Raw genomic sequence first — 16890 nt, 5'->3', positions numbered from 1 at the left:
GCTGGGAGAGAGCCATGACCGAGTGGAGCAAATCGAGCTGGAGAGCAAAACCGCGGATTCAGATGCCGGACTATCAGGACCAGGCAGAGCTGAACGCAGTCGAGGCACAGCTTGCGAAGTATCCGCCGCTGGTCTTTGCCGGCGAAGCCAGGCGGCTGCGCGAAGAGCTTGGCAAGGCGTCGCGCGGCGAAGCGTTCCTGCTGCAGGGCGGGGACTGCGCCGAGGCGTTTGAACAGTTCTCGGCAAACTCCATCCGCGACACCTTCAAGGTGATGCTGCAGATGGCAATGGTGCTGACCTATGGCGCCAAGGTGCCGGTGGTGAAGGTGGGCCGTATGGCCGGCCAGTTCGCCAAGCCGCGGTCTGCCCCCACCGAAACGGTGAACGGTGTCGAGTTGCCGAGCTTCCGCGGCGACATCATCAACGAACTGGCCTTCACCCCCGAAGCGCGCCAGCCCAACCCGCAGAAGATGCTGCAGGCCTACACCCAGGCCGCCGCCACGCTGAACCTGCTGCGCGCGTTTTCGACCGGCGGTTACGCCGACGTGCACCAGGTGCATTCCTGGACACTCGGCTTCGTCGAGGGCGAGAAAGCCACGCGCTACCGCGAGATGGCCAACCGCCTGTCGGACACGCTCGACTTCATCAAGGCCGCGGGCATCGACAGCTCGCGCTCGGCGGCGCTGCACCAGGTGAACTTCTACACCAGCCACGAGGCGCTGCTGCTGGAATATGAAGAGGCGCTGACACGGGTCGACTCGACCTCGGGCAAGTGGCTCGCGGGCTCGGGCCACATGGTCTGGATCGGGGACCGCACGCGTCAGCCCGACGGCGCGCACGTCGAGTTCGCCAGCGGCGTGCTGAACCCAATCGGCCTGAAGTGCGGCCCCTCGATGACCACTGAGGATCTCAAGGTCCTGATCGAGAAGCTGAACCCCGAGAACGAGGCGGGCCGCCTGACCCTGATCGCGCGTTTCGGCGCGGGCAAGGTGGGCGATCATCTGCCGCGCCTGATCAAGACGGTCAAGGAAATGGGCGCCAAGGTGCTCTGGACCTGCGATCCGATGCACGGCAACACCGTCAAGTCGGCCTCGGGCTACAAGACGCGGCCCTTCGAGTCGGTGCTGAGTGAAGTGCGCGAGTTCTTTGCAGTGCACCGCGATGAGGGCACCGTGCCCGGCGGCGTGCATTTCGAGATGACCGGCCAGGACGTGACGGAATGCACCGGCGGGCTTTATGCCGTCTCCGACGAGAGCCTGTCGGACCGCTACCACACCGCCTGCGATCCGCGCCTCAACGCCTCGCAGTCGCTGGAGCTCGCCTTCCTCGTCGCGCAGGAGCTGACGGCGATGCGCGAAACCCAAGGGGATGTGGCCTCCGCCTGAGGCGGGCTGCGGCCTTCGTCCCAGACGGGCAGGTGTCAGACGAATGTGATCAGGCGGGCTTTCGGGCCCGCCTTTTCCGTTTGTTCATTGCGCGCCGGGCGCGGGCAAACACAAATCACCCCGCGCGCTGGTCGCGGCGGGGTGATCAAGCGATGTCCGAAGGGGATCAGGCGGCTTCGGTCTCGCCCTTTCCGGCTTTCTTGCCGAAGTTCTCCGGCGACAGCAGCGACAACTGGTCCGACGCCCAATGCCGCGTGTCGCGCTTCTCGACCGCCGCACGCAGGAGGGCCATGCGGGCGCGGCGTTCTTCCTCGGGCATGTCGAGCGCGAGATCGATGGCGAAATCCATGGCGCGGGTCGACCAGGGGTTGGTGAGCACGGCCGCCCCCATCTCCACTGCCGCACCTGCGAATTCCGAGAGCACCAGCACGCCGTCACCATCCTTGCGCGAGGCGACGTATTCCTTGCACACGAGGTTCATCCCGTCAGCCAGCGGGGTGATCCAGGCGACATCCGCCACTTGGTACCATGCCACCAGTTCGACAAAGGGTATCGCGCGGGAAATCAGCGCGACCGGCTGGAAGGTAAAGCTGCCGAAGCGACCATTGATCCGGCCGGCGATTTCTTCGAGCTCTTTCTGGATCGGCTCGTAGACGGTCATATTCCGGTTGGCCGGGACCGAGACGTGGAGCAGGCGGACCTGGCCGCGCAGCTCGGGTCGGCGTTCCAGCAGGCGCTCGAAGGCAAGCAGCTGGTCGGCGCCCCCCTTTGTGTAGTCGGTGCGGCCAACAGAGAGCAGCAGCTTGCCGTCGCCGATCTCGGACCGGAAGCGGGCGGCAAGCTTGTCCGTGTCCTCGGTGCCGGCAAGCCCCTTGATGTACTCGACGTCGACGCCCACCGGAGTCACTCCGAGCTGCACGATGTGCCCGTCATCCATGTGGATTTCGGTGGGCACAGTGCGGTCGGACAGGGCAGAGCCCTCCGAGATCATGTCATCGGCCACCTTGGCGCGAGGTACGTTGCCGACATCGCGCAGGCTTCGCACGCAGCTCAGGAAGTTCGCCGCATAGCGCGGGATGTGGAAGCCGACGACATCGGCCGCCAGCAGCGAGTCGATGATCTCGCCGCGCCACGGCAGCACGTTGAACATATCGGCGGCCGGGAAGGGGGTGTGGTGGTAGAACGAAATGCGCAGGTCGGGGCGCATCTGGCGCAGGTAGCCGGGCACCAGCCAGAGGTTGTAGTCGTGCACCCAGACCGATGCGCCCTGCGCGGCCTCCGATGCCGCCGCCTCGGCGAAGGCCCAGTTCACTTCGCGGAAGGTCGGCCAGTCGACGGGGTCGTAGTTGTACTTCTCCTTGAAGCCGTGAAGGATCGGCCAGAACGCCTCTTTCGAAGTGATGTGATAGAAGCTGCGCACCTGCTCGGCGGTCAACGGCAGGCGCGAGACGGTGTACTCTCCGAAGCTGTCCTCGATCTCCACCACGCGGTCGAAGCCGGGGTTGGAGGGATCCTCGGCCTCTTTCCACGCGACCCACGCAGCCTTTTCGACCGAGCCGAAGAAACTCTTCAGCGTGGGGACGATGCCGTTCGGGCTCTTGTTCTCGCGGTATTCGATTTTGCCGTCGACCTCGACTTCTTCGTAGGGCTGACGATGATAGACGATCACCAGATCACTGGACATGGCTCAGGCTCCTTTCGGAAGGTCGTGCATTTGGAAGGTGCGGATCGCCTCGAGGATGCCCGCGGCGCCGATGCGCTCGGCCTTGTGGACATGGGGCAGGGCGTTCACCTCCTTGAGAAGCGCGGTCTCGGCACCGCCGACGGCAACGGCGGGCAGGCCGCATTGCAGCATCGACAGGTCGTTCAGCGTGTCCCCGGCGGCAAGCACCCGGCGTTCTTCGATCTTCAGATGCGAGACCAGCCGCCGCAGCGACGGCCCTTTTGAGATGCCGCGCGGCAGCACGTCGAAATAGCGGTTGTCAGACACCAGCGGGTCGTGGCCCATTTCGCGGACCTTGTCGTGGGCCGCGCCGTCATAGGCCTCTGCATCGAGATCGTAGCTCACCCGGTAGCGGAAGTCGGTGGGCTGCAGCGTCAGGCCGGGATGGCCATGAAGCGCAGCGCGGACGGTGTCGCCGGCGTTGCCCCAGGTCTCGGCGATCTCTTCCTCGAGCCGCTCGATGGGGTGGATCTCGCCATCCACGACCTCGGCAATCGTGGTGCCGACGTCGCCCACGACAAACTCGGGCCAGGGCACGCCGCCGTCGCAGAGCTCGCGGATGAACCGCGGGTCGCGTCCGGTGACAAAGATCAGCCCGACCGTGTCGCGGTTGGCCTCGATCCAATCGTAGAGCGTTTTCCTGTCCTCTTCGGAGCCCCCGAGGAAGGTTCCGTCGAGATCGGTGGCCAGCACGAAGCGGCAGGTGGCGATGTCTCGGGCCTTCGTGGTATCGAGGCTCATGCGGGGTCTCCTTCGTGGGGATGCAGGAAAAGATCGAGCGCGCGGGGCTCGCCCTCGATCGGGGCGGCCCAGAGCTGCTGGAAGGTGGCGGTAAGCGGAGCGCCCTCGTGCAGGACGGCATGCACCGCCTCGCAGATCGGCATGCTGACACCGAGCCGCCGTGCAAGATCGACCACAGAGACCGCGTTGACCTCGCCCTCGACCACAACCGGCTTGCCGTCAAAACACTCCTCGCGCGCCAGCCCGCGCCCGAGCTGGGTGCCGAGCGCCATGTTGCGCGAGGTGGTGGACGAGCAGGTGAGGGTGAGATCGCCCGCCCCGGAAAGGCCGGTGACGGTCTCGCGGCGCCCGCCGAGCGCTTCGGCGAGGAATTTCATCTCGTCCATGCCGCGGGTGATCAGCGCGGCGCGGGTGTTTTCGGCAAAACCGGCGCCGGTCATCATGCCGCAGGCGATGGCAATCACGTTCTTCACTGCGCCGCCAACCTCGACGCCGACAAGATCGTCGGACACATAGGGGCGGAACGCATCGGTCTGCATGGTCAGCGCCAGCCGGGCGGCAGGCGCTTTTTCCGGCTCGATGCGGTCGTGGTGACTGAAGTTGAAGGCGACTGTGGCGGCGGTGGGGTGCCCCAGCGCGGTCTCGGTGGCGAATGTCGGGCCGGAGAGGGCGCCAACCGGATGGCCGGGCAGTTCTTCCTCGACCACATGGCTCAGCAGATAACCGGTGCCGCGCTCTATGCCCTTGCAGCAGAGCGCCAGCGGGACGCCCGCGGGCAGGAAGTCCCGCATCGAGCGGGCGACGTCGCGCAGCGTATGCGACGGGGTGACCAGCAGCACCGCCTCGGTACCTTCAAGCGCCTCGCGCAGGTCCGAGGTGGGCCTCAGCGTGGCCGGCAGCTTGATGCCGGGCAGGTGGTCGGTGTTTTCGCCGGTCTCGGCCATGGCGCGGGCGAGATCGGGGCGGCGTCCCCAAATCCGGGTGTCGCATCCAGCACGCGCGGCGGTGGCTGCGAGGGCGGTCCCCCAGCTCCCCATGCCGATCACCGTGAGGCGGGAGTAGGGCGTGGCGCGGCGCGGGCCGGTGAGGCCGCGAGGCTGCGCGGGCGGGGTTTGCATGCTCTGTCCGTCCATGACACATGAGGGGCCGCTGCCGAAATGGCATCGTTGACGGCCCTGAGGGCTCTCTCCGTTCTGTTTGCTTGATAACGCTGACAATAGGGCTTTGTTCCCCGATGGCCACCGCTGCACGCGTGATTTTTCTGCAGCTGCGAGAGCGTTTTTCGCCAAACCCCTGTCGTGAAAGGGATGTTTCCACCCTCAGTGAGTGCCTAAATTTTAGGCATGGAACCATTTTGGCGGCTTGGGCGTTTACCTCACGTACGCAATTACAATGACTTGGGCGGTGCGCCGCTCATGTGTGAGTGCCCGGATTTGACCTGGCCAGAAATGGCCATACGCTCTTACCCATTCGCCGCAGCGCAGCGGATGCGCCCTCAGGCGCCCCAGCGAGGATGCGGCCTCATCAGCTTCTCGGCCCCGACCGGGCTGACGAAAGGAGACCACGACGTGAGCACGCCCAAGAAAAAGACCAGCAAGTCAAAGGTCCGCACTGCGATCTTCCCCGTTGCCGGCCTTGGCACACGTTTCCTGCCCGCCACCAAGGCGACACCGAAGGAATTGCTGCCGGTGCTCGACAAGCCGCTGCTGCAGTTCGCCATCGACGAGGCGCGTGCCGCCGGCATCGAGAGGATGATCTTCGTGTCGCACCCCAGCAAGGGGGCCATCGAGCGCTACGTGACCCAAGACCTGGACCTCTGCGCAACCCTGCGCGAGCGCGGCAAACACCAGATCGCCGACACGTTGCACGCGGCGGCGATCGACCCCGAGCAGGAAGAGGTGTTCTTTGTCATGCAGCCCGAGCCGCTAGGACTGGGCCACGCCGTGCTCTGCGCGGTCGAGCATGCGCTGCCGGGACCGGTGGCAGTGATCCTGCCCGACGATCTCATCATCAGCGAGCCGGGGTGCCTTTCCGAGATGATCGCCGCCTATGAGACGAGCGAACCGGGTCACATGGTCGCCACCATGGAAGTCAAGCGCGACGAGGTGTCGGCCTACGGCGTGCTCGTCCCGGAAGGCGAGCCCGAGGGCCAGATGCTGCGCGCCTCCGGCATGGTGGAGAAGCCCGAGGCCGACAAGGCGCCGTCGCTACAGGCAGTGGTCGGGCGTTACGTGCTCGACGAGTCGATCTTTGCGGAACTCGACGGCCTGCCGGCAGGTCGTGGCGGAGAGATCCAGTTGACCGACGCCATCGCGCTCGGCGCAGGAAAGGTGGGCCTCTGCGGATTCCGCTTCTCTGGCGACCGCTTCGACTGTGGCTCCAAGGCTGGGATGCTGCGCGCAACGCTGGCCTATGCTGGCACGCAGAAGGAATTCCATCCGGTGCTGCAGGAGATGCAGCCGATGCCGATGGCCGCGGAGTGACAGCAGGCGTTCAGAGAAGTCTGATTGGCGAGTGACATGGCGCGGCCCCGATGGGTGCCGCGCCTTTTTTGTCGCGCCTCATGGTGTGAGGCGGGGAGCAAAACCCGCTCAGTCGTCGTTGGAAATGATCAGGCGCAGGTATGGTGGACGCTTGTCCTTGGTCTCCTTCGGCGGTGCCCCGCGGAAGGGGGTGGCGCCTTCTGCGAGGCCGCGGGGCGCAGCAGCGGGCTTGAGCGCTGGCTTGTACACGGGTCTCGGTGCGGGATCTGGCTTTTCCGAAGGCGCTGGGGCGGGCACGGCCTCGCCTTGCCTCGGAGCCTGCATGGAGATGCTCTCGATCCGGAATCGTCGCGGCGTGCGGCCGATCCGCCCGTGGGTCACAAGCGCGCCGATCATGCGGCTCATGTCGCCCAGATCCGAGCGTAAGGGCAGCAGCAACATGTCGCCGCTCAATCGGCCCTTGCCGAAGCCCTCTTCGGCAACGAGATGCAGCCGGATCACCAGCCCGTCGGAGAACAGCTTGCTCACCGCGGCGCCAAGTTGCTCGCGGTCCTCGGGGGCGATGAGCGTCGAGAGCGGCATGCCCGCCATGTCGAGGCCCATGAGGTCATTGAGATGTGTGCCAGCAACGCGGACCTTGGCCAGCATCGGCGCAATGCGCTCGCCGAGAAAGGCGTACTCGAGGGCTTCCTCGATGTTCCTCGGGTCGATCTGGCTGCGCAGCGGGATTTGACCCTCATCGCCGAGAAGATTCCGCCAATAGGACTCGATCTGCCGCAGGGGGGCGAGGCGCCGCTCCTGTTCACGCTCCGTCATCGATACCACACCTTCGCCACTGCCACCCAGTCCGAACATCTTGCTTACTCCAATCGTAACATTTGCGCAGCCCGGCTGTACCCCCGAAACAGTCTGACGAGCATTGGAGACGAAGTTACCTCAAATGCGACCTGTTTTCGCCCCAATTGTGGCTGAAAGGTTAACGTCCGCTTTGGCCTGCCGGGTGGACAGGGCGGCGCGAGACGGATAGGCGATTGAAAAGCGGGCGGTTGGATTTGCCCGGGGTGAATTTTGAAAGGGGCTCAAATGCGGCAATCTATGACCGGCTTCGCATCGCGCAGCGGCGAGACAGCGGGGCTGCGCTGGGGCTGGGAGCTGCGCGGGGTCAACGGCAAGGGGTTGGAGCTGCGCCTACGCCTGCCAGACTGGATCGAGGGGCTCGAGCCGCTGGTGCGCGCCGCCGCGCAGAAGGCGCTGACCCGCGGCAGCGTGCAGATCTCGCTGCGGGTGCAGGGCGGCGGCGAGGACAGCTCCGCGGAACTCGACGAGGCGGTGTTGACGCGCATTCTCACCGCGATGGCGCGGATCGAGGGCGCGGCCGCGGGGAGGGGGCTGGTGCTGTCGCCCTCTACGTCTGCGCAGGTCGTGGCCCTGCGCGGGGTGCTCAGCAGCAACGCGACGCCGGCGGATGTCGGGCCGCTCCGGGAGGAGCTGATGGTGGCTTTTGGCGAGGCCTTGGCGGAATTCGGAGAGATGCGCCGCCACGAGGGCGCGGCGCTGGCCGAGATCCTGACCGGACAGCTCGAGGAGGTCGAGGCGCTGGTGGAGCAGGCGGCTGTGGCGGTCGAGGCACGCAAGGACGAGCAGGCCGAGCGGCTGCGCGCCCAACTTGCGCGGGTCTTGGATCCGGCCCATGGGTTTGACGAGGCCCGTTTGACGCAGGAATTGGCGCTGATCGCGGTTAAATCCGACGTCACCGAGGAACTGGACCGGCTGACCGCCCATATCGGCGCCGCGCGCGAGCTTCTGGCCGCCGAAGGCGCGGTGGGGCGGCGGCTGGACTTCCTGATGCAAGAATTCAACCGGGAGGCGAACACGCTCTGCTCGAAATCCGGCTCCGCCGCCTTGACGCAGATCGGCCTGACCCTCAAGACGGTCATCGACCAGATGCGCGAGCAAGTGCAGAACGTGGAGTAAGACCAACATGAATGAACGGCGCGGCCTCCTGATCATCCTCTCGTCGCCCTCGGGCGCGGGCAAATCGACCCTGGCAAAGCGGCTGCGCGCCTGGGACCCCTCGATCATTTTCTCGGTCTCGGCCACCACCCGCGACGCCCGGCCGGGCGAGGTGGATGGCGACGACTACCATTTCATGACCGAGAGCGAGTTCAAGAAGGCTGTGTCGCACGGCGACATGCTCGAGCACGCGCATGTCTTCGGCAATTTCTACGGCTCGCCCAAGGGGCCGGTGCGCGATGCGATCATCGACGGGCAGGACGTGCTTTTCGACATCGACTGGCAGGGCGCGCAGCAGATCACCAACTCCGAGTTGGGGCTGCATACCTTGTCGATCTTCCTGCTGCCGCCGTCGATCGCCGAACTCAAGCGCCGGCTCGAGGCGCGCGGCCAGGATGGCGCGGATGTCATCGACCGCCGGATGCAGAAGAGCTGGGACGAGATCTCGCACTGGGGCTCGTATGATTTCGTGCTGGTGAACGAGGATCTCGACCAAACCGAGGCGCAGCTCAAGAGCATCATCACCGCGACCCGCTTGCGCCGCACCCAGCAGCCGGGCCTGCTGAACCACGTGCGGGCGCTGCAGGCGGAATTCGAGGAGGGCGATCAATGACTCTCTACGCGCTGGACGGCGTCGCCCCCGAGGTGCACGAGAGCGCCTGGGTGGCGCCAGATGCAAACTTGATTGGCAGGATCGTTTTGGAAGAAGACAGCTCGGTCTGGTTCGGCTGTACCCTGCGCGGCGACAACGAGGAGATTCGCCTCGGCGCCGGCTCCAACATTCAGGAAAACGTCGTGTGCCATACCGACATGGGCTATCCGCTGGTGATCGGCGCGGGGTGCACCATCGGCCACAAGGCCATGCTTCACGGCTGCACGATCGGCGAGAACTCCCTGGTCGGCATGGGGGCGACGATCCTCAACGGCGCGAAGATCGGCCGCAACTGCCTGATCGGCGCGGGCGCGCTGATCCCCGAGGGCAAGGAAATCCCGGATGGCAGCCTGGTGATGGGCATGCCGGGCAAGGTGGTACGTCAGCTCGACGAGGCCGCCATCGAGGGCCTGCGCAAATCGGCGAAGGGCTACCAGAAAAATGCCCGACGCTTCCGCGCCGGGCTTTGTGCCATCTGACAAGAGTTTTGCTGGCCGTCACGCGGTGGCCAGCGCACGCTCCAGCCTGCTGCTGACTTCCTGTTGAAGCCGGCGGGTGAGCAGGGCGGTCGGAATGCCGCGCAGGGCGGGCTTCCGGTTCGGGGCGCGCTGCGTTTCCTGCAGGAACCCGAGGATTTGCTCGGCGTGCTCGCGATTGCGGGCAACCAGCTCATGGCCCTTCACGTTCAGTTTCCAGAAAGCGTCTTCCGGCCAAGAGATCGTGGCGGCCTCGAAGGTCTTGCAGGCCTTGCACCACACCATGCCGCGCGTGTTCAGCCTGTAGCCTTCGCCGGTCTCTCCCGGCTGCAGGAATTTCGGCTTGTCGCAGGCAGGTTGTTCCCAGCTAAACTGCTCGGGAAAGAGTTCTTCGACGATGACACGGCCCCAGACGTGGGAGTTCTCCGGCACTTCAGGGAGCCGTACGACACAGGTAAACCGGAAAGGCTCGAAGAACTGAGCAGCCTTTCCACACTCACTACAGCGTACATCGAGAGGATCGTTCTGCATCTCTATCGACGCTCCTGTGGGTTGTAGGTGCCCCCACCTACACCTTAAGGATGTGTTAAGAATTGGGCAAAAGGCAACCCAAATTTTTGCAAACTTCTCCTTACATGAGTGTAAATCAGGCGACAGTAAACAGTCTCACAAAAATCGTATCTTTGTCTCCATTTGTGAAGATGAAAGCGACCCTTTGTCAGTGAAAGTCGGGCATTCTCTGGGCTTTGTTTACCAACCGACCTGGGCGGAAAGTCGCCGACATTCTCACCCTTGTCCTGACGGGGGCGCTGTGCAAAGCCTGTGGCCGAAATATGGAGGCCCCATGGACACCCGAAAGACGCTCATCCGCCCAATCGCCGTTCCCGGCTCGGTCTCCTCGGCGGTTGTGACGCCGATCATGCCGGCGGTGGTCTACGCCTCGGACAGCCCGGACTCGCTCGACGACCAGTACAATGGCGTGACCTCCGGCTACACCTACGCGCGGGAGGGTCATCCCAACGCCGACGTTCTTGCGCAGCGTATCGACGCGCTGGAAGGGATGAGCGGCGGCATCGTCATGGGCTCGGGCATGGCCTCGGTTACCGCCGTCCTGCTGGGCCTGTTGCGGAGCGGCGACCACGTGCTGGGGGCCGATCAGCTTTACGGGCGCTCGTTGCGGATGATGGCCGAGGATCTGCCGCGCTTGGGTATCCAGACATCTCTGGCCGATCCGACCGACATTGACGCCTTCGCCGCCGCGATCCGCCCCGAGACCAAGCTGGTGCTGATCGAGCTGGTGTCGAACCCGACGCTGCGCATCGCCGATCTCGACGGCATCGCCGCGCTCTGCAAGGACAAAGGCGTGCTGCTGGCGGTGGACAACACCTTCACCACGCCCGCAGCGATCAAGCCGGTCGAACGCGGGGCGGACATCGTGATCCATTCGGTGACCAAGCTGCTTGCGGGCCATGCCGACGTGACGCTGGGCTGGGTCGCGGCCAAGGACCCCGAGTTGAACCAGCGCCTCCGCGTCTTTGCAGTCACCGCAGGCCTGACCGCCAGCCCCTTTGACTGCTGGCTGGCCGAGCGCGGGCTGATGACCTTCCCGATGCGCTTCCGTCAGAGCCAGGAGACGGCGCAGCGCCTGTCGGACTTCCTCACCGGTAAGCCCGGTGTGAAGCGCGTGCTCTATCCGGGCCGCGCCGACCACCCCGATGCCGCCCGCGCGCAATCGGTGCTGCGCGGCAACCCCGGCAACATGCTGAGCTTCGAGCTCGAGGGCGGGCGCGCCGCGGCAAATGCCTTTACCGAGGCGGCGCAGGGCATCGCCTTTGCCCCGACGCTGGGCGACGTGGGCACCACGCTCTCGCATCCGGCGTCCTCGTCACACCGCGCATTGACACCGGAGGGCCGGGCCGCGCTCGGCATCTCCGAGGGCTTCTTCCGCGTGTCGGTCGGCCTTGAGGAGCCCGAGGCGCTGCTCGAGGTCTTCGAGGCCGGCCTCAAGGCGGCGAGCGCGCTCTGATGCATGCCGAGGCGCGCGATCTGATCGCTGCCATGCCACTCCCGGCGGTGCTGATCCGCTGGGACGAGCGGATCGATGCCGCCAATGCCGAGGCCGTCGCCCTTTTGGGCGAGGGGCTCGTGGAGCGCCACTTCATCACCGTGCTGCGTCAGCCGGTGCTGCTCGATGCGATCGAAGGGACGATGCGCGACGGGGCGCCGCGCAAGACCCGTTACCTGACAAGCGACGGGCGGCAGGACACCACTTTCGACGTTTCGTGCCGCGCCGTCGCGCTGTCCAAGGGGCCGGGGGTGCTGTTGACCTTCGCCGACGTGACGCAGATGGAGCAGGCGGGGCAGATGCGCCGCGACTTCGTCGCCAATGTCAGCCACGAGCTGCGCACGCCGCTCACCGCGCTTCTGGGGTTCATCGAGACACTCCGCGGCCCGGCGCGCGAGGATGCCGCCGCCCGCGAGCGCTTTCTCGAGATCATGGGCAACGAGGCCGGGCGCATGGAGCGCCTTGTGGGCGATCTGCTGTCGCTCAGCCGGCTCGAGGCCGAAGAACGGGTGCGCCCGACCCACCCTGTCGACTTGGCCGACCTTCTGAGCTCCGTGCTCAGCAGCCTCGCGCCGGTGGCGGCAGAGGCCGGGGTGACGCTGATCCCCGAGTTGCCCGAGACGCCGCTCGAGATCGCCGGAGACCCGGACCAGCTGCGGCAGGTCTTCGTGAATCTCGTCGAGAATGCGGTGAAATACTCCGGGAAGGGCGCGCAGGTGACTCTGCGGCTCTCGGGACCCGCCTACCACCCCCGGCTGCGCGCCGATGGCGTCGAGGTCGAAGTGATCGACACGGGCCCTGGCTTCGATCCGCTGCATATCCCGCGCCTGACCGAGCGCTTCTACCGGGTCGACAGCCACCGATCGCGCGAGATGGGCGGCACCGGACTTGGGCTGGCGATCGTCAAGCACATCGTCAACCGCCATCGCGGCCGGCTGCGCATCGAGAGCACCCCCGGCAAGGGAAGCACCTTTCGGGTAATCCTGCCGTTGCGGGCGGGCCCACCCCGCGGCGAAGAGGCCTGACCCCCGCTACGGCGATTCTGCTGACCGCTCTTTTTGTTGGCGCCGCAGAGGCGCTTCCCGTTGTCGCGGCGGGCTGTCATGAATGCGCAGCTTCTGCGTGTAAAAATCTGCCGTATGCCCGCGAGAGCTTTGCACCTGCGGGCTTCCGTCGCGGAAAATTACAGAATTTCTCATATCGGTGTGAGTTGATTAAGTAATTGAAATAACTAGTAATTGGACTCTTCTTGAGGAGCTTTCTTCTGACTCTCCTTCTATTGTCATAAAACCGTTACGCTAGTGTCACAAAAGGATTGCGCAGGACGCCTAGGCACCGCCTCGAGGTCCCCGACCGGGGGGCTGTATCTGACCCAACAGGAGCATTCCTATGCAATCCGTGAAACTCGCCGTTTCGGCACTCGCGCTCGCCGCTGCTTCGGCCACGGCTGCTGCCGCACGTGACAATGTGCAGGTTGCCGGCTCGTCGACCGTGCTGCCCTACGCCTCGATCGTCGCCGAAGCCTTCGGCGAGAACTTCGACTTCCCGACCCCCGTCGTGGAATCGGGCGGCTCCTCGGCTGGCCTGAAGCGCTTCTGCGAAGGTGTCGGCGAGAACACCATCGACATCGCGAACGCCTCGCGCGCGATCAAGGACAAAGAGGTCAAGGCCTGCGCCGACGCCGGCGTGACCGACATCATCGAAGTCCGCATCGGCTACGACGGCATCGTCTTCGCCTCGCAAAAGACCGGCCCCGAGTTCACCGCTTTCGAGCCGGCCGATTGGTACAACGCGCTGGCACCGAAAGTGCTGAAGGACGGCGAACTGGTCGACAACCCCTACACCAAATGGTCCGAGTTCAACGCCGATCTGCCGGACGTCGAGATCGCGGCCTTCATCCCGGGCACCAAGCACGGCACCCGTGAAGTCTTCGAAGAGAAGGTGCTGGCGGCGGGCTGCGAAGCCACTGGCGCGCTGGAAGCCATGATCGCGTCGGGCATGTCCGAAGATGACGCCGAAGGCGCCTGCATCTCGGTCCGCACCGACGGCAAGTCGGTCGACATCGACGGCGACTACACCGAGACCCTCGCGCGTATCGACAGCAACTCGAACGGCGTCGGCGTCTTCGGCCTGGCGTTCTACGAAAACAACACCGACAAGCTCAAGGTCGCGACCATGTCCGGCATCGAGCCCTCGACCGAGACCATCGCCTCGGGCGACTACCCGGTGTCGCGTCCGCTGTACTTCTACATCAAGAAGGCCCACATCGGCGTCATCCCCGGCCTGAAGGAATTCGCAGAATTCTTCGTCGCCGACGAGATCGCCGGCCCCGATGGCCCGCTGGCCAATTACGGCCTCGTGTCCGACCCCGAGCTGGCCGACACCCAAGCCAAAGTTGCTGACGAAGTGACCATGGGCGAAAGCATGTAATCGGACGCAGGTCCGATTTCCGGAGGGCGGCTTCGCGCTGCCCTCCGTTTTCCTTTTTGGTGAGTGATCACCGAACCAACCTGGGGGCCCGATGCCTGTTCTTTGGCTGATCCTGATCGTTCTCGCGCTGGCCGTCGCGGGCTATGTCGCGGGGCGCGCGCGCGCCATTTCCGGCGCCGGAGACGATCGTCGCGCACTGCATTCGCTTCCGAGCTACTACGGCTGGAACGTCGCCATGAAGGTGATGGTGCCGGCCTTTCTCGTGCTGATCGTCTGGCTGATCGCGCAACCCTTCATCGTGAACACCAAGGCCACCAGCCTGCTGCCCGAGACCGCGATCCCCGAGGGATCGACCCTCGGGCTCGTGATGTCCGACGTGCGGCGCGTGGCCGACGGTCTCGACCTTGCGGTCGGGCAGGGGCTGCTGAGCGCGGGCGAGGCCTCCGAGCTTTCGGTGACCGGTTCCGACGTCCGCGGCACGTTGGGATCCGCCGGGGTCGCCGTGGGCACCGAGATCACCCCCGAGGTCCTGGCCGCGGCGCAGAGCTACCGCGCGACCAATGCGACCGGCAATCTGCTGCGCGCGATCGTGGTGCTCGGCCTTGCACTGCTCGGCGGCGCGCTCGCGCTGGCGCAGACCAAGCCCGATTTCCGCGCCCGCAATTCCGTCGAGCGCGGCATTCGAGCCATCCTCGTCGGCGCCGCCTCGCTCGCCATCCTGACCACCATCGGCATCGTGCTGTCGCTGGTCTTCAACACCATCGAATTCTTCCGCATCTACCCGGCGTCCGAGTTCTTCGGCTCCTTCACGTGGTCGCCGAGCTTTGGCGGCGGCTCGCAGCTCGGCATCTGGCCGCTGCTCTGGGGCACGCTCTACATCTCGCTCATCGCGCTGCTGGTCTCGGTGCCGATCGGGCTTTTCGCCGCGGTCTACCTGTCGGAATACGCCGGGCCGAAGTTCCGCTCGGTCGCCAAGCCCGCGCTCGAGCTGCTGGCCGGCATCCCGACCATCGTCTACGGCCTTTTCGCGCTGCTGACCGTCGGCCCGCTGCTGCTGTCGGTCTTCGGCCGCGACGGGCTGGGCTGGATGCAGGCGGGCACCGCGGTGATGACTGCGGGGCTGGTGATGGGCATCATGCTGATCCCCTTCGTCAGCTCGCTGTCCGATGATATCATCAACGCCGTGCCGCAATCGCTGCGCGACGGGTCTTACGGGCTCGGCGCGACCAAGTCCGAGACCATCAAGCAGGTGATCCTGCCCGCCGCGCTGCCGGGCATCGTCGGGGCCATCCTGCTCGCCGCCTCGCGCGCCATCGGCGAGACGATGATCGTGGTCTTGGGGGCAGGGGCCGCCGCAAGGCTCTCGCTCAACCCGTTCGATGCCATGACCACCGTGACCGCCAAGATCGTCAGCCAGCTGACCGGTGACGCGGACTTCGCCTCGCCCGAGGCTCTGGTGGCCTTCGCCCTCGGCATGACCCTCTTCGTCATGACCCTCGGGCTCAATGTCTTCGCGCTTTATATCGTGCGCAAATACCGGGAGCAGTACGACTGATGACCGACGCGACCTATTCCGGCGGCAAGGCACCCGCCAAGCACGGCTTGCTGACCGTCGACGCGCGCACCAAGAAGCGCAATGCCTCCGAAAAGCGCTTCCGCATGTACGGCCTCGCGGCCATCGGTGCGGGCGTCTTCTTCCTCGTGGTTCTGCTGGCCTCGATCCTTGCCAACGGTGTCGGCGCGTTCCAGCAGACCTTCATCGAGGTGCCGGTCTATCTTGAGGAAGCCAAGCTCGACAAGACCGGCAACCGCGATCCGGCCGAGATGGCCAAGGTCTCGACCTTCGGCTACAGCCCGCTCATCCAGAACTCGCTGTGGAAGGTCATTGTCGACAGCGGCGCCGAGACCGAGTTCGAGGAAGCCAAGGACGTCAAGGAGATGATCTCGGCCTCGGCCGCCGCCAAGGTGCGTGACTGGGTGCTGGCCCATCCCGACCGCGTCGGCGAGACGGTGGATTTCCAGATCCTCGCCTCGAGCCGGGTTGACGGATACCTCAAGGGCCGCGTCAGCCGCGAGAGCATTGCGCAGGACAAGAACATCGACGCCGCGCACCTCGACCTGGTGGACGTGCTGCGCGCAGAGGGGACCATTCACAAGAGCTTCAACTGGGAGTTCATCACCGGCGCCGACGCCTCCGAAAGCCGCGCCGAGCAGGCCGGTCTGGGCGTGTCGATGCTGGGCTCGCTCTTCATGATGATCACCGTGCTGCTGCTGGCGCTGCCGATCGGCGTCGCCGCCTCGATCTACCTCGAGGAATTCGCCCCCACGAACCGCTTCACCGACTTCATCGAGGTGAACATCTCCAACCTCGCGGCGGTGCCTTCGATCGTCTTCGGTATTCTCGGCCTTGCCGCTTTCATCCAGTTCGCGCATCTGCCGCAGTCGGCACCGCTGGTGGGCGGTCTCACGCTGACGCTGATGACCCTGCCGACCATCGTCATCTCGACCCGCGCCGCGCTCAAGGCGGTGCCACCGTCGATCCGCGATGCGGCGCTCGGCGTTGGCGCGTCGAAGATGCAGGCGACCTTCCACCACGTGCTGCCGCTGGCCATGCCCGGCATCCTGACGGGCACCATCATCGGTCTGGCGCAGGCGCTCGGCGAAACCGCGCCGCTGCTGCTGATCGGCATGGTCGGCTATATCGCCACCAACTATCCCGAAGGCGTCTTTTCGGGCTTCCTGTCGCCGAACTCGGCCATGCCCGCGCAGATCTACGAATGGGCCAAGCGGGCCGACCCGGCCTATTACGAACGCGCCTGGGGCGGGATCATCGTGCTGCTGGTGTTCCTGCTCGCGATGAACCTCGTTGCCATCGTGTTGCGCCGCAAGTTCGAGCGCCGCTGGTAAGGTATAAGGATACTC

15 protein-coding genes are annotated in these 16890 nt (G+C 65.4%); 10 read left to right on the top strand and 5 right to left on the bottom strand.

The annotated features are described in order from the left end of the window. Nucleotides 1-14: 14 nt before the first annotated feature. Entirely contained in the window at nucleotides 15-1385 is a 1371-nt protein-coding gene (locus CEW88_RS07510) for a class II 3-deoxy-7-phosphoheptulonate synthase (protein WP_108965585.1), read from the top strand. 166 nt (nucleotides 1386-1551) lie between these two features. Here CEW88_RS07510 and ggpS read toward each other — a convergent pair whose 3' ends face one another. From ggpS to CEW88_RS07495, 3 genes are read right to left on the bottom strand one after another with little or no spacing between them, the layout of a single operon-like run. After that, a complete protein-coding gene (gene ggpS / locus CEW88_RS07505) occupies nucleotides 1552-3069 on the bottom strand; it encodes a glucosylglycerol-phosphate synthase (protein WP_108965583.1) in 1518 nt (505 codons plus the stop codon). A gap of 3 nt (nucleotides 3070-3072) precedes the next feature. Next, nucleotides 3073-3849, bottom strand: a complete 777-nt coding sequence (locus CEW88_RS07500) for an HAD-IIB family hydrolase (protein ID WP_108965581.1) — start codon at nucleotides 3847-3849, stop codon at nucleotides 3073-3075. Beyond that, nucleotides 3846-4967, bottom strand: a complete 1122-nt coding sequence (locus tag CEW88_RS07495; protein ID WP_235940072.1) for an NAD(P)H-dependent glycerol-3-phosphate dehydrogenase — start codon at nucleotides 4965-4967, stop codon at nucleotides 3846-3848. The genes CEW88_RS07500 and CEW88_RS07495 overlap by 4 nt, the downstream gene beginning before the upstream one ends. 450 nt (nucleotides 4968-5417) lie before the next feature. On the opposite strand from CEW88_RS07495, the gene CEW88_RS07490 reads away from it, so the two are divergent. Further along, nucleotides 5418-6332 (top strand): UTP--glucose-1-phosphate uridylyltransferase, encoded by a 915-nt coding sequence (locus tag CEW88_RS07490; RefSeq protein WP_254694366.1) that lies wholly within the window; start codon nucleotides 5418-5420, stop codon nucleotides 6330-6332. Nucleotides 6333-6440: 108 nt separating this feature from the next. On the opposite strand, the gene CEW88_RS07485 is transcribed toward CEW88_RS07490, so the two are convergent. Further along, nucleotides 6441-7148 (bottom strand): PAS domain-containing protein, encoded by a 708-nt coding sequence (locus tag CEW88_RS07485; protein WP_254694365.1) that lies wholly within the window; start codon nucleotides 7146-7148, stop codon nucleotides 6441-6443. Nucleotides 7149-7427: 279 nt separating this feature from the next. Between CEW88_RS07485 and CEW88_RS07480 the strand changes: the two genes are divergently transcribed. From CEW88_RS07480 to CEW88_RS07470, 3 genes are read left to right on the top strand one after another with little or no spacing between them, the layout of a single operon-like run. Continuing rightward, nucleotides 7428-8306 (top strand): YicC/YloC family endoribonuclease, encoded by an 879-nt coding sequence (locus CEW88_RS07480; RefSeq protein ID WP_254694364.1) that lies wholly within the window; start codon nucleotides 7428-7430, stop codon nucleotides 8304-8306. A gap of 7 nt (nucleotides 8307-8313) precedes the next feature. Continuing rightward, nucleotides 8314-8958, top strand: a complete 645-nt coding sequence (gene gmk / locus CEW88_RS07475) for a guanylate kinase (protein ID WP_108965571.1) — start codon at nucleotides 8314-8316, stop codon at nucleotides 8956-8958. Beyond that, entirely contained in the window at nucleotides 8955-9476 is a 522-nt protein-coding gene (locus CEW88_RS07470) for a gamma carbonic anhydrase family protein (protein WP_108965569.1), read from the top strand. Before gmk ends, CEW88_RS07470 begins: the two co-directional genes overlap by 4 nt. Before the next feature lie 18 nt (nucleotides 9477-9494). Here the strand turns inward: CEW88_RS07470 and CEW88_RS07465 are convergent, their stop codons facing one another. After that, the gene (locus CEW88_RS07465) at nucleotides 9495-10004 is read right to left on the bottom strand and encodes a hypothetical protein (RefSeq protein ID WP_203594987.1); all 510 of its coding nucleotides are present in this window, start codon (nucleotides 10002-10004) and stop codon (nucleotides 9495-9497) included. Between the two features lie 313 nt (nucleotides 10005-10317). Here CEW88_RS07465 and CEW88_RS07460 point away from each other — a divergent pair, with 313 nt between their 5' ends. The 5 genes from CEW88_RS07460 (at nucleotide 10318) to pstA (ending at nucleotide 16875) form a co-directional block, all read left to right on the top strand. Continuing rightward, the gene (locus CEW88_RS07460; RefSeq protein ID WP_108965567.1) at nucleotides 10318-11499 is read left to right on the top strand and encodes a trans-sulfuration enzyme family protein; all 1182 of its coding nucleotides are present in this window, start codon (nucleotides 10318-10320) and stop codon (nucleotides 11497-11499) included. Then, complete coding sequence (locus CEW88_RS07455) at nucleotides 11499-12563, top strand: ATP-binding protein (RefSeq protein ID WP_108965566.1); 1065 nt, start codon at nucleotides 11499-11501, stop codon at nucleotides 12561-12563. The genes CEW88_RS07460 and CEW88_RS07455 overlap by 1 nt, the downstream gene beginning before the upstream one ends. A 364-nt stretch (nucleotides 12564-12927) precedes the next feature. Beyond that, complete coding sequence (locus CEW88_RS07450; RefSeq protein ID WP_108965564.1) at nucleotides 12928-13968, top strand: substrate-binding domain-containing protein; 1041 nt, start codon at nucleotides 12928-12930, stop codon at nucleotides 13966-13968. Nucleotides 13969-14059: 91 nt separating this feature from the next. Beyond that, entirely contained in the window at nucleotides 14060-15523 is a 1464-nt protein-coding gene (pstC, locus tag CEW88_RS07445) for a phosphate ABC transporter permease subunit PstC (protein ID WP_108965562.1), read from the top strand. Further along, nucleotides 15523-16875, top strand: coding sequence for a phosphate ABC transporter permease PstA (gene pstA, locus CEW88_RS07440; RefSeq protein WP_108965561.1), 1353 nt, complete (start codon nucleotides 15523-15525; stop codon nucleotides 16873-16875). The genes pstC and pstA overlap by 1 nt, the downstream gene beginning before the upstream one ends. Nucleotides 16876-16890 lie beyond the last annotated feature (15 nt).

The sequence above is a fragment of the Alloyangia pacifica genome, assembly GCF_003111685.1.
GTDB classification, from domain to species: domain Bacteria; phylum Pseudomonadota; class Alphaproteobacteria; order Rhodobacterales; family Rhodobacteraceae; genus Salipiger; species Salipiger pacificus_A.
This window is presented reverse-complemented; position numbering and strand designations above follow the sequence as displayed.

Excerpts from the sequence above, each read along its gene's own strand:
- CEW88_RS07510 (WP_108965585.1), top strand. The coding sequence starts at position 15 with ATGACCGAGTGGAGCAAATCGAGCTGGAGAGCAAAACCGCGGATTCAG.
- ggpS (WP_108965583.1), bottom strand. The coding sequence starts at position 3,069 with ATGTCCAGTGATCTGGTGATCGTCTATCATCGTCAGCCCTACGAAGAA.
- CEW88_RS07500 (WP_108965581.1), bottom strand. The coding sequence starts at position 3,849 with ATGAGCCTCGATACCACGAAGGCCCGAGACATCGCCACCTGCCGCTTC.
- CEW88_RS07495 (WP_235940072.1), bottom strand. The coding sequence starts at position 4,967 with ATGCAAACCCCGCCCGCGCAGCCTCGCGGCCTCACCGGCCCGCGCCGC.
- CEW88_RS07485 (WP_254694365.1), bottom strand. The coding sequence starts at position 7,148 with ATGACGGAGCGTGAACAGGAGCGGCGCCTCGCCCCCCTGCGGCAGATC.
- CEW88_RS07480 (WP_254694364.1), top strand. The coding sequence starts at position 7,428 with ATGACCGGCTTCGCATCGCGCAGCGGCGAGACAGCGGGGCTGCGCTGG.
- gmk (WP_108965571.1), top strand. The coding sequence starts at position 8,314 with ATGAATGAACGGCGCGGCCTCCTGATCATCCTCTCGTCGCCCTCGGGC.
- CEW88_RS07470 (WP_108965569.1), top strand. The coding sequence starts at position 8,955 with ATGACTCTCTACGCGCTGGACGGCGTCGCCCCCGAGGTGCACGAGAGC.
- CEW88_RS07465 (WP_203594987.1), bottom strand. The coding sequence starts at position 10,004 with ATGCAGAACGATCCTCTCGATGTACGCTGTAGTGAGTGTGGAAAGGCT.
- CEW88_RS07460 (WP_108965567.1), top strand. The coding sequence starts at position 10,318 with ATGGACACCCGAAAGACGCTCATCCGCCCAATCGCCGTTCCCGGCTCG.
- CEW88_RS07455 (WP_108965566.1), top strand. The coding sequence starts at position 11,499 with ATGCATGCCGAGGCGCGCGATCTGATCGCTGCCATGCCACTCCCGGCG.
- CEW88_RS07450 (WP_108965564.1), top strand. The coding sequence starts at position 12,928 with ATGCAATCCGTGAAACTCGCCGTTTCGGCACTCGCGCTCGCCGCTGCT.
- pstC (WP_108965562.1), top strand. The coding sequence starts at position 14,060 with ATGCCTGTTCTTTGGCTGATCCTGATCGTTCTCGCGCTGGCCGTCGCG.
- pstA (WP_108965561.1), top strand. The coding sequence starts at position 15,523 with ATGACCGACGCGACCTATTCCGGCGGCAAGGCACCCGCCAAGCACGGC.